Origin of the sequence: Flavobacterium nitrogenifigens (genome assembly GCF_003254565.1) — a bacterium.
GTDB lineage: Bacteria > Bacteroidota > Bacteroidia > Flavobacteriales > Flavobacteriaceae > Flavobacterium > Flavobacterium nitrogenifigens.
Genome location: NZ_QJRI01000180.1, coordinates 105,646 through 121,036, shown reverse-complemented (window position 1 = coordinate 121,036; position 15,391 = coordinate 105,646). Strand labels below are relative to the sequence as shown.

General features: G+C 34.1%; 8 protein-coding genes. 4 read left to right on the top strand and 4 right to left on the bottom strand.

Annotation, left to right across the window (positions count from 1 at the left end):
- Positions 1 to 47: 47 nt before the first annotated feature.
- The 4 genes from DM397_RS19090 (at position 48) to DM397_RS19075 (ending at position 6,039) form a co-directional block, all read left to right on the top strand.
- Positions 48 to 2,450, top strand: a complete 2,403-nt coding sequence (locus DM397_RS19090; protein ID WP_239457882.1) for a TonB-dependent receptor domain-containing protein — start codon at positions 48 to 50, stop codon at positions 2,448 to 2,450.
- Positions 2,451 to 2,594: 144 nt separating this feature from the next.
- Positions 2,595 to 3,029: a hypothetical protein gene (locus DM397_RS19085; protein ID WP_111379053.1), complete on the top strand. Its 435-nt coding sequence runs from the start codon at positions 2,595 to 2,597 to the stop codon at positions 3,027 to 3,029.
- Between the two features lie 179 nt (positions 3,030 to 3,208).
- Positions 3,209 to 4,987, top strand: a complete 1,779-nt coding sequence (locus DM397_RS19080) for an AMP-dependent synthetase/ligase (protein ID WP_111379052.1) — start codon at positions 3,209 to 3,211, stop codon at positions 4,985 to 4,987.
- Positions 4,988 to 5,124: 137 nt separating this feature from the next.
- On the top strand, positions 5,125 to 6,039 hold the full coding sequence (locus tag DM397_RS19075) for a phytanoyl-CoA dioxygenase family protein (protein WP_111379051.1): 915 nt from the start codon (positions 5,125 to 5,127) through the stop codon (positions 6,037 to 6,039).
- A 6-nt stretch (positions 6,040 to 6,045) separates the two neighbouring features.
- Here DM397_RS19075 and DM397_RS19070 read toward each other — a convergent pair whose 3' ends face one another.
- The 4 genes from DM397_RS19070 to DM397_RS19055 form a co-directional block, all read right to left on the bottom strand.
- Positions 6,046 to 6,591 (bottom strand): 3'-5' exonuclease, encoded by a 546-nt coding sequence (locus DM397_RS19070; RefSeq protein WP_111379050.1) that lies wholly within the window; start codon positions 6,589 to 6,591, stop codon positions 6,046 to 6,048.
- A 35-nt stretch (positions 6,592 to 6,626) separates the two neighbouring features.
- Entirely contained in the window at positions 6,627 to 7,724 is a 1,098-nt protein-coding gene (locus tag DM397_RS19065; RefSeq protein ID WP_111379049.1) for a slipin family protein, read from the bottom strand.
- Between the two features lie 826 nt (positions 7,725 to 8,550).
- Positions 8,551 to 9,054 carry a hypothetical protein gene (locus tag DM397_RS19060; protein ID WP_111379048.1) on the bottom strand — a complete coding sequence of 168 codons (504 nt, stop codon included), beginning with the start codon at positions 9,052 to 9,054 and terminating at the stop codon, positions 8,551 to 8,553.
- Positions 9,055 to 10,302: 1,248 nt separating this feature from the next.
- Positions 10,303 to 15,369 (bottom strand): DUF4132 domain-containing protein, encoded by a 5,067-nt coding sequence (locus tag DM397_RS19055; RefSeq protein ID WP_111379047.1) that lies wholly within the window; start codon positions 15,367 to 15,369, stop codon positions 10,303 to 10,305.
- Positions 15,370 to 15,391: the final 22 nt, after the last annotated feature.

Here is a 15,391-nt window from a genome sequence, read left to right as displayed (position 1 = left end):
TAAGGAAGCGTAAACAATCGGATAAATATCTTTGTCTCATGAAAAAAATGATGCAAAAATTATCCGCCCTTCTTCTCTTATTTTTAATGAGCCAGTTTTCTTTTGGTCAAAAAACTTCTTCTGTAAAAGGAACCATTTCTGATGGAAAACTTCCAATAGAATTTGTTGATGTTATTTTAAAACAAGCTTCTGATTCTACTAAAACTGTTAGTTACGCCGTAACAGATGTTTCAGGAAATTTTGCTTTAGAGAATATTGCTTCTGGAGATTATCAGCTTCAATTTAAATTAATTGGTTTCAAAACTATTTCTCAAAAAGTAAAAGTTTCTGAAAGTCCAATTTCCTTGGGAACAATCAAATTACAAAACGACACTAATTTACTCAATGACGTTGTTGTAAAATCACAGAAAAAACAGATTCAGAAAACAAACGAAGGTTTTATTTTTAATGCTGTTTCGAATATTTCACAAACAGGTGGTACCGCTACAGATATGCTAAAAAGCATTCCAACTGTTGCCGTTGATGCTGAAGGCGGCATTACCTTGAGAGGAAAATCGCCTATGATCTTGATAAACGGGAAAAATTCTGCCATTACCAACATGGATCAGATTGCCGCGAGCAGCATCGAAAGCATAGAAATTATTACCAGTCCGACCGCTAAATATGATGCAAATGCTGAAAGCGGCATTATTAATATAAAGCTTAAAAAGAACAACTTAAGCGGTACAAATGGTGCTGTAGCTTTAGGCGCTGGTTTTGGAGCAAAAGGAAGAATTAATAGTTCTGTTCTTTTTAACCATAAAACAGAAAAATGGAATTTTGGGTTAGGATATGACAATCGTTTTGCCGGAAGAACAAAGAAAATAAATGCCGAGCGAACAAATTATTTTATTGATGACGAACATTACATTCATCAAAATAGAAATGACGAACGAACTGAAGGTTTGCAAAATCTAAAATTGAATATTGATTTTTCTCCTAATGAAAAAAACAGCTTTTCTTTTGAAGCTTTAGGAAACATCGAAACTCAAGACAATGATGAAACTTTATACACACAAGTAAATACAAGCACTAATGCATTTTTCTCTAACAACAGAAGACATTCTTTAGAACTGGAACGTTCAAGAGTTGGTGAGCTTGCTTTTACTTATGATCGAAAATTTGATGATGATCGAAAAAGTTTAAATACCTCAATTACTTCTTCTTTCGGGAAACACAGAGAAAATACCGATATTGATACTTATAATTATGATCAATACCTGCAACAGATTGGCGACGCACAATTACAGCGAACACACAATTACGAAAATCAAAATATTTCGAATGCTATTGTAAATTATACTTTTCCAGTTTCAGAAAAAACAATTATAGAAACGGGTTACAAAGGGACTTTTAGATTTTTTAATTCAGATTTTGAAAGTGCAGACATGGTTAATGGCGATTATGTTGTGAATCAGTTAGCGAGTAATAGTTTTGAATTTAACGAACAGATAAATGCCGTTTATGGTCTAATGAATTCTTATATTGGCGAAAGCGAAAACCCAAAATGGAAATACAATTTAGGCCTACGCGCAGAAAATGTTTCCAATGCAGGAGCAACGCAAAATAATAGTGACCGATTCAACAATAATTATCTAAAACTCTTTCCGTCAGCTTCTTTACAATTAAATTTAAAATCAGATGAATTTATCAAATTAGGATATAGTAAACGTATTAATCGTCCTGACCTAGATGATTTAAATCCATTTATTGATATTACAGATGCACTGAATCCGCATGGAGGAAATCCGTACTTAAAGCCAGAAATCATTCATATTGCAGAAATGAGCTATAACAAAAACTGGAAAAATTATTCCTTTTCAACCAATGCCTTTTACAGAAATGCAACTGATGCAATTAGACAATATGCACAGCTTTTAGACAATGGAGTAGTTTTGCTCCAGCCACAAAACATTGGAAGCACTGTTACGTATGGTTTGGAAACAATTTTAACCCTTAAACCATTTTCTTTTTATGATGCCAATATTAGTTTAACCGCTTTTCAGCAAAACATTAACGCAGACAATTTACCGCAAGCACAAGATATTGTAAGCAGTGCATTTAGCTGGTACGGAAAAGTGATCAACAACTTTGTTCCGTGGAAAGGTGGAAAACTACAGATTATAGGAAATTATAACTCGGCCGTTGCTACTCCGCAAGGAAAAAGAATTCCGATTTATAATGTTGATATGGGATTCCAACAGAAACTCGGAAAAGGAAATTCTAGATTAGGCTTGGTCGTAACCGATATGTTCAACACTTTAGAAAGTGGTTATAAAAACAATACGCTTATGTTTAGCAATCACCGAACGAACAAATCAGACACACGTGCTTTGATGCTTACCTTTGCCTACACTTTCAGATCAGATTTTAAAGAAAAATTACTCGAAAATCAGTTTTCTACAGAGTAAAAACTTACCTAAAATAAATAAAACATAAAAATTTCATTCTTGTATTTTTAAGCTCCCATTCTATAAAAAAAATGGATTATATTCGCCCAGCAAAAAATCAGCCAATCGATTTTTTCAGCCCAAAAACACTTAACCCTACATAGAATGAAATTTTTAAAATTACTTTTTGTTTTCAGCTTATTCTTTGCTGTTACACCATCACATTCACAAGTTCACGTAGATCAAATTACCCACAATTCTAAGGAACGTTATATTACTACAACTATCGGATATCCAATTCCTGGAACTTACGCTCCTTTAAATCAAAAACAACCTATTACGGTATTAAATCCTGATGGAACAGGTTTTATTCAAGCTGAAGATTTGAGCAAGCAAAAAATTAACTGGGGAATAGAATGCACACAAGAAGGCGTTCCTGTATTCAAAGAAGGATTTAACAGTGCCTCTTATACCTTCTGGTACAGACCAAATGATAGCGAAGAATGGTATTATTCTCAATTTTCTATTCATTTTGTCAAGAAGAAAATGTTCTTAATGGGCGAAAGAGTGAAAGAATACGTAGATTACAACGTTCAATAAACTATAAAAAACAGTCGCCTTATTAAATATTTATTCAATTTTGCCCTCATTTTCTACCAAAAAGAAAACGTTTTCGTTGAATTTTAATAGTACCCGTAAATTTTCCGATTAAATTTTATAAATTTAAAAATCATACCCGATTTTTATTTAATTTGCAATAATAATTCAATATATTAAACATGGTTTCAATCACACGCCTTTTTGATTTTCCCTATTATCAACAAGAAACTTACAACCTTCCAGTTGCTCTCGCAACCAAAAAAAATGGAGTCTGGGAAAAAACATCTAGCGAGGAATATATTGCAAAAGCAAATGCTATTTCTAGAGCATTATTGCGCATGGGCGTTCAGAAAGATGATAAAATTGCTTTAATAAGCTCAAATAACCGTACTGAATGGAATGTAATGGACATTGGTATCTTACAGACTGGTGCGCAGAACGTTCCTATTTATCCAACTATTGCAGAAGAAGATTACGAATATATTTTAAACCACAGCGGCAGTATTTATTGTTTTGTTTCTGATGAAGAAGTTTTACAAAAAGTAAATGCAATTAAAGCCAACGTGCCTTCTTTAAAAGAGGTTTATTCTTTTAATGAAATTGATGGTTGCAAACACTGGTCAGATTTATTGATTTTAGGCGAAGATGACAGCAATCAAAGCGAGGTTGAAGCTAGAAAAGACAGCATTCACACAGATGATTTAGCTACCATTATTTATACTTCTGGAACAACAGGAAGACCAAAAGGTGTTATGCTTTCGCACAAAAATATTGTGTCGAATGTTTTAGACAGTTCGCCAAGAATTCCGTTTGATCCAGGAAAAAGTACAGCATTAAGCTTCTTGCCTATCTGCCATATTTTTGAAAGAATGATTTTGTACATCTATCAATATTATGGTGTATCGGTTTATTTTGGAGAATCTATTGATAAAATCAGCGATAACTTAAAAGAAGTCCGTCCAACTGTTATGACAGCTGTGCCACGACTTTTAGAAAAAGTTTACGATAAAATTTATGCGAAAGGAGCTGAATTGACAGGAATCAAGAAAAAACTGTTTTTCTGGGCTATCGATTTAGGTTTAAGATACGAACCTTACGGAGCAAATGGCGCTTGGTACGAATTTCAATTAAAAATTGCCAGAAAACTGATTTTCAGCAAATGGAAAGAAGGTTTGGGCGGAAATCTAGATTTGATGGTTTCTGGAAGTGCTGCTTTACAGCCACGTTTGACAAGAGTTTTTGCTGCTGCAGAAATCCCAGTTATGGAAGGTTACGGTTTGACTGAAACTTCTCCGGTAATTGCCGTAAATGACCAAAGAAACAAAGGTTTTAAAATTGGAACTGTCGGAAAACCAATCCGTAATGTGGAAGTGAAAATTGCCGAAGACGGAGAAATTTTATTAAAAGGTCCGAACGTAATGTTAGGCTATTATAAAGATCCCGAAAAAACTGCTGAAGCTGTAATTGATGGTTATTTCCATACAGGAGATATCGGAGAAATTGACAGCGAAGGTTTCTTAAAAATTACAGATCGTAAAAAAGAAATGTTCAAAACTTCTGGCGGTAAATATATTGCTCCGCAAATGATTGAAAATGCCATGAAACAATCTCGTTTTATTGAGCAGATTATGGTTATTGGTGAAGGCGAAAAAATGCCAGGTGCTTTTATTCAGCCAAACTTTGAATTTGTAAAAGAATGGGCAAAAATCCATAAAATTACTTTAGGAAGTTCTGATGCAGAAATCAGCGCAAATCCAGATGTAATTAAACGTATCGATGAAGAAGTGGAAAGCATCAATAAAAAATTCGGACACTGGGAACAAGTAAAACGTTTTGAACTTACTCCAGATGTTTGGTCTATCGATGGCGGACAACTTACTCCGACTCTAAAATTGAAACGTAAAATCATTAAAGAGATTTATAAAGATCTTTACGGAAAAATCTACGGAAACAATTAATAAATCAGAATAATATAAACCAAAAAAAAGCTGTCTTAGAAATTAAGACAGCTTTTTTAATTTATAAAACAGGTATTTTTACTTTGAATACTAAACCATAAATCGTTTATTTTAGCTTTTCTCTAAAACAGAAAGCCATGCCTTGGAATATACTGGAACAATTATGGAAACGTACCGTAAATCAGGAAAACTTAAACTCTAATAATAGCAACTGGGATAACAAGGTAAAAACCCTTTACCGATTAGGCATTGGCATGGAAGATACCTTGCAATTCTTACATTTCGAAAAACCCGATTTTGAAACTTTCAAAATATGGATTAATAATCGAAAACGCGATACTGCTCCCGAAACAGAAGATTTAGCTGAAAATGTCCTATCTGAAGAAGATTTAGAATTCTGGAATCAAAACGGCTATATTGTAGTCAAAAATGCCATTTCTAAAGAAGACTGCGAAGACACTCAAAAAGCCATTTGGGAATATCTCAAAATGGATCCCAATAAAAAGGAAAGCTGGTACGAAAGGCATGAAGATCAAAAAGGCCTTATGCTTAATTTTTCTGATCATGAAACTTTAAACCGTAACCGTTTTTCTCCAAGAGTAAAAAAAGCATATGAACAGCTTTATAAAACCACTAAAATTTACAAAACGATTGACAAAGTAAGTTTTAGTCCGCCTGAAACAAAGAATTTTAGTTTTCTAGGAAGTACGCTTCATTGGGATATGAGTTTGAAAAAGCCTTTGACTTTTGGCCTTCAGGGATTGCTGTATTTAACCGACTGTGGGCCAAATGATGGCGCTTTTCATTGCGTTCCGGGTTTTCATAATCAAATTGATCAATGGCTAGACGAAGTAGAACCTCATGAAAATCCAAGAGAGAAAGCTTTACAAACGCTAGAAGCAAAACCAATTGTAGGCAATGCAGGAGATTTTATTATTTGGCATCAGGCACTTCCGCATTGTGCGACACCAAATAAAGGTGAAAAACCGCGAATGGTTCAATATCTCACTTATCTTCCAGACGATTATAATGCCGCCGGAGAGTGGATTTAAACCATTCTAGTTTTTCAGGCACCAATGCAGAATCTTAGCGATGTTTTTAGCATCATCAATTCCACGGTGGTGCGTTCCTTCTAACGGAATATTCAGCAATGCAAGCGCGCCGTTCATTCCGGTTGGTTTGACCAAGCCAAACTTTTCGGCAAAATGCTCTTTTACATTGATATGCTCCTCTCCCATCGGATACGGAATTCCAAACGATTTACATTGTTTTTTCAACATATTCAGATCGTATTGCCCGTAACTTGCCCAAGTGTACAAATCTGGATTGTATTCGTCGATTAACAAATCAACGGCTTCTTCAAAACTTACTCCATTTTTATCCAGTAAGTCCTGAGTAATAGTGGTTAATTCAGTACAAAACGGACTGACGTTTGAACGCTGTGGTTTGATTAAAATTCCTTTGTTCTTTGAAATTTCTCCAGTTTCGGTATCTAAAACCGCCAATCCGATTTCAATAATTTCATTTTGCTGTCCGCTCGGGACTGCGCCTTGCCAACATGTGGCTTCTAAATCGATAATAATTATTTTATCTGTTGTTTTCATTTTTTTAAATTTTATAATTCTCTCATAAAGAGATTTTATTTCACGAAGATTTCCTTCAATTGACCAATTACGTTTCCACCACCAGAAATGGTGATTTCTCCAATTTTATCAGCGATTTTTTCAACGTACTCCATCTCTTTCAACTTCCACAACATTTCGTTTTCCTCCATCAACTTAGCTGTATTTAGCAAACTTCTTGTTGCAGCCGTTTCTTCTCTTCTCATGATGCTGTTGGCCTGTGCTTTTTTCTCAGCAACCAAAACCTGATTCATAATCTCTTTCATATCTCCTGGAAGAATTACATCTCTAATTCCAGCATCAGAAATTTTCAAACCTAAATCTTCGATTTTAGTTTTTGCTTCTTCTAAAATTGCATCGGCAATAGCATCTTTTTTGACTAACAATTCATCTAAAGTCAAGCCTCCAACAAAAGCTCTCAAAGCCAATTGCATTGCTACATACAACTGCTTTTCAAAGTCCTTGTTTTCTATCAAAGCTTTCATAATATCAACCACTTGGTATCTCACAAAGAAATTGATTCTCAATCCTGCTTTATCTTTAGTCAACAATTCCTGACCAGAAATTTCTAATTGTTGTTGTCTTACATCAACAGTTTTCACTTCAATTGTAATGGCATTATTCCAGAAATAATGTGTCCCAGATTTCAATTCTTTCACGAAAGTGCCATTAACATACAACAAAGCTTTATCGTTGCTTGCCACAATGAATTTTCTTGTGAAGTATCTCATCTTAACATTTTCCAATAAGTTTATTGGAATATTTTCTGTGATTTCAATCTTAGACAAATCTGCTTTAATGAATTCATTTTTTACAACTCCTTTCCAAAAAGCATATTTCCCTGCCGTTAAAACTTCTTTGAAATTTCCTTTTACGAATTGTAATACAATTTCGTTATCGGCAACCTCAACAACTTCCAAAAGAGATGCCAATACTTCATTTTGCAATAAAATATCCAACTCAAAAGGAGCCTGAAAAGATCCGTTTAGATCGTAAATCATAATGTTTTTGTTCCCAAAAATCCAGTGTAATCCTTCTTCTAATACTTTTTCTAATTTTCTATTTTCGAACACCAAGCCTACTTGGTAAGTTTCGATTTTAATTCTTTTTATCATAATATTTTTTTGTTTAAAGTTTAAAGTTTCATGTTCAAAAATCTTTAAAACCTCTATACTCTATTCTCTTTTTTCTATTTTCTTCTTAATAAAAAAACCTCTTTGCCTTTCTCCTCTAAGAAAAACGGACGAATAGTTTGTTATTTGTCTACCTGAATTGTTTCTGATTCTATTTTATTGAGAGAATCCCCAAATTCTCTTAACAATCAAATCAAAAAGAAAACAAACTTTTCAAAACACATTGCGATTCGCACTGGCTTTATCAGAGTGTGAAGCATCAGATTCTAAAATCCTAGTTTTACTGACAAAGACAAATCAGTTTTTTCTACTGGTCATCTTTTTAAGAGTGATGGTCTCTACTGTTTACAGATTTTCAGTCTGTTGACTTACCGGATTCGTCCAACCGAAACGTGTTCGGTGCAGGATTCGAACCTGCATAAACATTCTATTACTCTAACCAACTGAGTTACCGCATTACTACGGATGGGAATCGAACCCACGACAAATAGATCGTGTGATAATTTTTTGGAAAACCACCAAAACCTCCAAATCAAGTTGCATAGAAAAACATAATTCGCTTTCGCGGAAAGTTCTCTACAATGGTGCTATACAGAAACACGCAACTGGACTTGTTTGATATTTTTAACCAAAGCCGAAACTTTGATGCATTTCATTTTATAAAAGAACTTGTTTTATTTCTTGAACAAATATTCAAATCAAACTACGCAATTATTCTGCGTAGAAAATAAAAAACTAAATTCGGATAGATTTGCATTACTCGGTGATAGACGCACTGCTGTGCGTCTCTACCGAATATCTCTTGTTTTTAGAAGAACATGCTTTTAAAATCTAGAAAGAAACTTCTTTTCTTAGACTTTTTTTCATGCTTTTCCTTTTTAGCAAATTTCTTTTTTTCAAAAACTGCTTTAGCTTTCTCAATCCGTTTAACTGGTTTTATTTCTTCAGTTTTAGACATTTCGTAAAACTTTTTAAAAGGACGTGGTTCAAAATCTACCAAAATAGCTGCCATGTTTATAGCATCAATGTTTGACGGATCTGTTTCCCCCTTGAAGAAAGTTTCGATAGGTCTGAACTTATCTTTTTTCTCCTTAAACTTATTCTTTTTGCTATGATCGAAATCTAAGCCCAATAGGTTGCTGAAAACGTTCAAGTCATCCTTTGTTGGGTTGTTTTCGAAAATTAGCCAGCACAAATCACGAAGTTTTCCACGAGAAGGCTTGTACAAATAATCAAAGTATTTGCCTTCTTTTTCTATTTCGTATTTTTTTCTAATTGCTTTTTTATATTGTTGTAATGTATTGTTTTGCATGGTATTTTGATTTTGTAATTCTTGGGAATCTCAGGAAATCGAAGGCTTTTCTAAGAAATCCAATATCACAAAAGTTCAAAAGCACGCTTGCTTTACTAGAGAAGTATCTCTAAATGATATATATAATTTCCTTAAAACTCACCTTTCTATTCCATAGGTTAATAAGTTCTAAATCCACCTCTCTTCTCGAGGCAAATGGCAACTCATTAAATTCCACTTTATCTGTTTGACCACTATAGTCTGACCTAAGTCCTATTTTTTGATTCATCCTTAAATTTTTATTGTTAAACTTTCTTTTTAAGTTTCTGAGGCACTAAGATGCTAAGCTCCTAAGCTTTTTAAACCTTTGCTCCTCTGTCCCTTTATTCCTTTGTCACTAAGGCAAAAAAAAAGCACCCGATTAAAGGTGCTTCTATAACAAATACGATATAACTATCCTATTGCCTATATTGATGCACCGACATGTAAAAGCATTCACGATCCGAAGTCGCGGCTACTAATTCTGGGTTGTGTATGTATAATTTAAAACTCATTTTATTTATTTTTTATATTGTTATTGCAATTGTAATTGCTATTTGTTATTGTTTGCTGAAACGCTTTGTTTCAATTTTGTTCGGCAAAGATATGATGGAAAAAATCATATTTCCAAATATTTTTTAAGAATAATTTTCTGATTATCAACTAGTTAAACCAAAAATAAAGACAAAGAAATTCCTGTCCGCAAACTAGTGCAGATCTCCATTTTGTATCAAATGACTGTTACTCATCAGATTACTTTCCAAGACTATATCTTTCTATTTTTATTAATCATTAAACATTTTGGCTAAATATTTTTTTAGTTTTTTTAGTTAAATCTTCTTTTTAATCATTTTCAATCTCTTTTTTTGTCATCATCAGCAAATTCAAATTGCTCTAAAAGCAAAAAAAGCGTCCTCAAATGAGGACGCTTTTCTATTTTATGACGAGTTTGACTCTAATTTCTATCTTACAATTTCATAAAAATATATACGCATCCTGAGCTTTCAGCTGAAGAATCTCCGGCTAAAGGTTCAAAAAATGTGCTTATTGAAAGTTTCATATATATTTTTCTATTATTAATTACAGATACAAATGTAGTATATTTTAGATTAATTTAACAAAATACGCTTAAAATATATTTTTTATAACAAAAGCATTTCTCGCAAATTGCCTTTTGCAAAGACCAAACCTTACAGGTTTTAAAAACCTGTAAGGTTCAAAAATATCTAATTATGCATACGTCTTATCAATCTGACTTAAAATAGTTGGATCTTGAATTTCATTGTCTTTAGCAAACAATAAAACTTTAGACATAACCTCAGCCGATTTCGGATCGTCGTCTGCAAATGGAAGGAATAAACGCCCTCTGTGTTGCGGATGAATTGGCAATATCGATAAATATTTACCTGGCATCTGATGCACAACCGCACTTCCTAAATGAACGCTGTATTCTGCCAATTGTCCTTTGATGATGGCGTGGTTTCCTGTAATTTCTACATTCTTAATTTTAAATAAGCGCAATGTTTCTCTTAACAATACTGCTCTCATTTCAATAGAAGAATGACTCGCTTCAGGATCAACTCCGCCAACATGGGCAACGCTTACTACTAAATCAATATCACGCATTACTTCTGAGAAAATCCTCGGATTGACATCTTCAAAAGCAATGTTTTTATAATCTTTTAAAGAATGGAATTCGATAGTTTCTAAAGTCGGACTCTCAACATCTGCAGGCGAAAACCAATCTGCCATCGCGTACATTTTTACCTGATAGCCTTCTTTATGGAAAACTTTCTGTAATCCTTCTTCGTAATCTACTTTCCAGCCTCTTGTTTTCAATAAAGCCAAAGTTTGATTCGGTTGAACTTGATGCCCTGCATAACGTCTTGAAACCGATTTCTCTTTCAATTCATCAGGCGTTGGAACATACAATTCTCTAAAAATCTGTTTAAACGGCTGTTGCAATTTATTATCAAAACAATATTTCTGGAAATCTGTCCAAACATTATTTTTATGCAAATCGAAACAGTGTGCAATTCTAAAAGTCTGCTTTTCGTTTAACGAAATCATTTCTCCTAAACCGGTAACTAAACTTCCATCGACATAAAAACCAATCTGATTGTCATTAGAAATAAAAACTAATTTCTCCAGATGTTTAGAAATAATTGGGTGTTCAAAAAGGTTCTGCATTTCTGCGAATAAAAACTCGTCGCCGCGAATCATACTTTCTTCCAAACCTTTTCTTGAGCGAGTCCATTGCTCACGCATGGTTTTTCTGTAATTCGTCAGTTCTAGAATTCCTTTGTCTTTTTTGTATTTCGGCGGAATCGATTTTAATTCTTTTCCTGCTTTATAAGTAACCAAATCAGCTTTTCCTTCATTATTAATGACCAAACTTATCGTAACATCGTCTAAAACCACTTCAGTTTCTTTTGATAAAATATTTTGAACCTGCTTCGTTTCCATTGCCCAAGTCAAACGAACTGGATCTGGATAACCTGCATTTCTTGCCAAGTTTTCTAGCGCCACACGAATCGCCAAAGCTTCGCTCGCTTGTTTCATTGAGCCGAACTCTTTGCTTTCTTTTTTAAACTGTTGCAAATACTCGTAACGCGCCAAAATATCTTTTTCAGGACTTGCTTTGCTTAACGGAACCAAGCCGTAAACTCTTAAATAATCTTGGTCACGTTTATCTTTTACTTTTGCCGTAACTTCTCTAATTTTCAAATCTCCCGTAATCGTATCAGCATATAATCTGGCACGTCTGTGACCATTTCCGTCTGTTACGTATTTCGCAGATTCGTATAAAAGTTCCCATTTGGCTTTTCCTAATTTTTTGTAAGCCGATATAAACCAATCTTTATCTACAGCACCATCTTTAAAATCTTGCAAATCTAAAGTCGAAAACCTCGCCGCTTCACTTTCTAATTCTGAATTTGTAGCACTGTAAGATGCCGTTTTGGTGTGTGCGTGAAACCACCAGATTCCTTCGTCCAGACCATTCCAATCTAAATAACTGCTGATGAACTTTTGCCATTGTGGGGCATAAATTGCAGTCTGAATCAGTCTTTCTTCAGAGATTTTAGCTTTTTTAATTAAAGCATTAAAACTTTCCTGTGTATCAGTTTCTAACGGATAACATCTTTTCAACAAGAAACTAAATAATTTCTGTTTCGTTAAATCAGTGTAGCTCCATGAATAAATATAACCTTTGTACAAACTTGCTTTTCCAAGCGCAGTAATCAATTCGACTAAGCGGTTTGCTCCAAAAATCTTCTGGAAACTCTGAACCAGATGTGTAACCGTAGTATTAGAATCTCCTCTCTTAACCTCAACATCCAAAAACGTCTCTCTGATTTTATCAATCATCGGAACTAAGAATGGAAACTTTTTAATTAAATCTTCGCTTCCAAAATGTCTATAATGCTTCTTCTCGCTGGTTAAAACAGAAATTCTTTCTGGTTCTAAAATTCCCTCGTACAATTCACCTTCGGTAATTATTTTTTGCTCAAACGCAACGCAATACAAATGAATTGGCGGTTTGGCAAAAGATCTGTTTTTTTCTAAACCGTTTAATTGTCTCCATCTATATAGATTCCAGACTTTAGTATTTTGTTCTTCTGTTAAATCAAGTAAACCAATTTTGTTCAGATAAATATCAAAAAAGCCTTGACTCTGCCAGCCATTTCCATTATTGTTATTATAATAATACTCATCTTTAGCAGGCTTATACTCAAACTCTATTACAGATTCCGGAAGATCGGCATATAATGCGCTACAAGCGTCGATTAAGAAATCAGCCTTTTCACTAAAAACATATTTAATCTGCAATGCATTCAGAATATTCAAAATTGCATTGTCCCAATCGTAACCTCTTTTATTTTGATGAGGCAGCAGCTCTTTATAATAAAAAACATGCTTTTCTAGAAAATCTCTCCATATTTTTCGATCGCAATTGCTTACTAGCGTCATTAAAAACAGATCTCTATTGGCGAGACCTGATTTGGTAAACCATTCTTCCCAAACTTCATACAACGGATAATTAGTCGCTGCCAATTCTGAATTCTTTTCGTCTTTTAGATTTTTTAATGGTCTAAAAGAATTCCCCAATAAAACCGTCGATTTGCTATTATCGTAATTTTCAGTTTCGTATTCGTAATTTCTGTTTTCTTCAAACAATTTATAAAGCTTTGCAATTTCGCCTTTAATATGCGACATCGATTTGGAGAAACCGTATTGATGTTCTTTTACTGCTTTTGCATACAAAGAATCTGCTCCTACTTTAGGAAGTTCATAAGCCGAAATTTCGTTTGGAGTAAAAAATCCGTAACCGTTTTCTGCGCTTAAAAGGTCTTGTTTTTTTGAAGGTTCTAACTGCTCAATAAATTTGGTTTCTTTCTCGGTAATTTTTGGCCTTTGCAGATAGTCTTTTACCCAATCGTTAACCTTATCCGTCAGTTTATTGTTTTTCTGAAGCTGAAGCATTACGTCCAGCATAGACATACGCTGTTCTAAATCTCCTTTTTCTATGGTCTGATTAACAAAATTGACTACTTTCTGATCTTCTTGTTTGATTAGAATCGACGTTAGATTTTTCTTTAAATTAGAATTTTTACGTTTAAATAATTCCTGAAAAATAGTCAATTCATCTTCGGTTAAACTCAAATCTTTTAAAACATTAACCGCCGAAGCCACAAGAGATTCTCCCCTGTCTTTTAAAATTCGCAAAGCAAAATTTCTTTGAAATTCAGTCGGTTCTGTTTTGGTTTGATTGTTTTGATTGCTATAGTAAGAATAACTGTAAAAACTGCCCAATAAATTTCTCGTCAGTTTCTCTCTTAAATTGATCGAGAAGCCTTCAAAATGTTGTAAAACCGCTTCCAATCTTTCGTTGTTATCGCCAACCAAATTAATCGCTGCGGCATAAAGCGTATCTCTTTCAAACTTTGCATTTAGCCACGAAAATACTTTTCCTTCAAAAGTCTTTTCTTTTTCGGTAATGCTTTGTGCAAGATTGTAAACTTTATCAAAGAAGTTCGGATAATCTGTATTTTCGATATAAAACTTTGATTTTGTATTGGCTTCCAACAAAGCATTCATTCTCGGAACTGCAAATGCCAAAACCTGCAGATTCTCATCTTCTAACGCTTTAAAATAGAGAGGCATTTCGATATAAGGATCGTTGGTTTCTCCTGCAAATTTCAGAGCCAAAGATTTCTTTTCGACCGAACCTTTTTCTAATAATTCATGCAGATACGGAACTGTTTTCTCGACATCTAAAACACCTTGAACCCAAAGCGCCATATAGACTTCGTTATTATTTTTGCTTTTTGCGGCAGTCGCAATCGTTTCTGGTTTGGTAAAATAACCCGAAGCCAACTCGATAATATTACGAACCGTAGTTTCTTTCTCAGAATCCCAGCCCAAACCTGTCCACGTGTCAATCGCTCTTACAACCGATGAAAAACGAGTCAGTTTATTATCAATAAGCACTTTTATCATGTATTGCAAAGCGCCAATGCTCGTTTCGTCTAAAGCCTCCAGAATCGTCTGGCGCAAACCTTCTTGACGCTGCGCTGCAAGAAGCAGTTTTTCTACCAACTCCCAATGCTGCTGTTTTTCGCTGTTTAAAAGTGCTTTGATGATATTTCTAGACACTTTTCCGTGTGTGTCTTTATTGAAAATAATGTCTTCAAACAATTGAAAAAGTCCTTCTTTGCCAGCATCCAGCGCCGAAGACCACACCATAAATTTATTGATAGAATTTGAAATCTCGGTATCGTAACGAATTTCATCTTCAATGCTTAAATTATAATAAAAAGTACTGCTGTCCTGATAATTATATTTGTAAGGTCCGTTTAGCAAAGAACGCAGAAAATTGATCTGATTGACCAACAGATAACTTTTATGATTTGGTGCCCTAAAAGCTCGTCGCGTATACCCGTTCTGATACATCTTTTGCGGCAATCTGTTCCAAGCTTCTTTTACGTATGCAGCGTTTTCTTCGCCAAAAAAGTAAAGTAGCAAGTCGTAATAGTTTTTATCTTCCCAGATATTCTCTTTTACCAAAGCCGCAAACTTTTCGGCTTCTTTCGAACCAAGCGAAATATAATTGCTGTAATAATTGTCCTGAAGTTTCAAGAGTTCCAGACCAAACTCCGCCACTTCTTTTTTCAGTTTTTTTCCAGAAAGTAATTTAGAAAGCAGATTACTGTTTACAATTTCTTCCAATTCTTTTTTAAATCTCTTAATTGGATTTTCAATTACTTTACTTTTTAAAAGATCTTCTATCGTCATGATTGTTTATTTTAGATTTTAG

Bases quoted from the DNA above. Each gene is read 5' to 3' on its own strand.
- DM397_RS19090 (WP_239457882.1), top strand. From the start codon at position 48: ATGATGCAAAAATTATCCGCCCTTCTTCTCTTATTTTTAATGAGCCAG.
- DM397_RS19085 (WP_111379053.1), top strand. From the start codon at position 2,595: ATGAAATTTTTAAAATTACTTTTTGTTTTCAGCTTATTCTTTGCTGTT.
- DM397_RS19080 (WP_111379052.1), top strand. From the start codon at position 3,209: ATGGTTTCAATCACACGCCTTTTTGATTTTCCCTATTATCAACAAGAA.
- DM397_RS19075 (WP_111379051.1), top strand. From the start codon at position 5,125: ATGCCTTGGAATATACTGGAACAATTATGGAAACGTACCGTAAATCAG.
- DM397_RS19070 (WP_111379050.1), bottom strand. From the start codon at position 6,591: ATGAAAACAACAGATAAAATAATTATTATCGATTTAGAAGCCACATGT.
- DM397_RS19065 (WP_111379049.1), bottom strand. From the start codon at position 7,724: ATGATAAAAAGAATTAAAATCGAAACTTACCAAGTAGGCTTGGTGTTC.
- DM397_RS19060 (WP_111379048.1), bottom strand. From the start codon at position 9,054: ATGCAAAACAATACATTACAACAATATAAAAAAGCAATTAGAAAAAAA.
- DM397_RS19055 (WP_111379047.1), bottom strand. From the start codon at position 15,369: ATGACGATAGAAGATCTTTTAAAAAGTAAAGTAATTGAAAATCCAATT.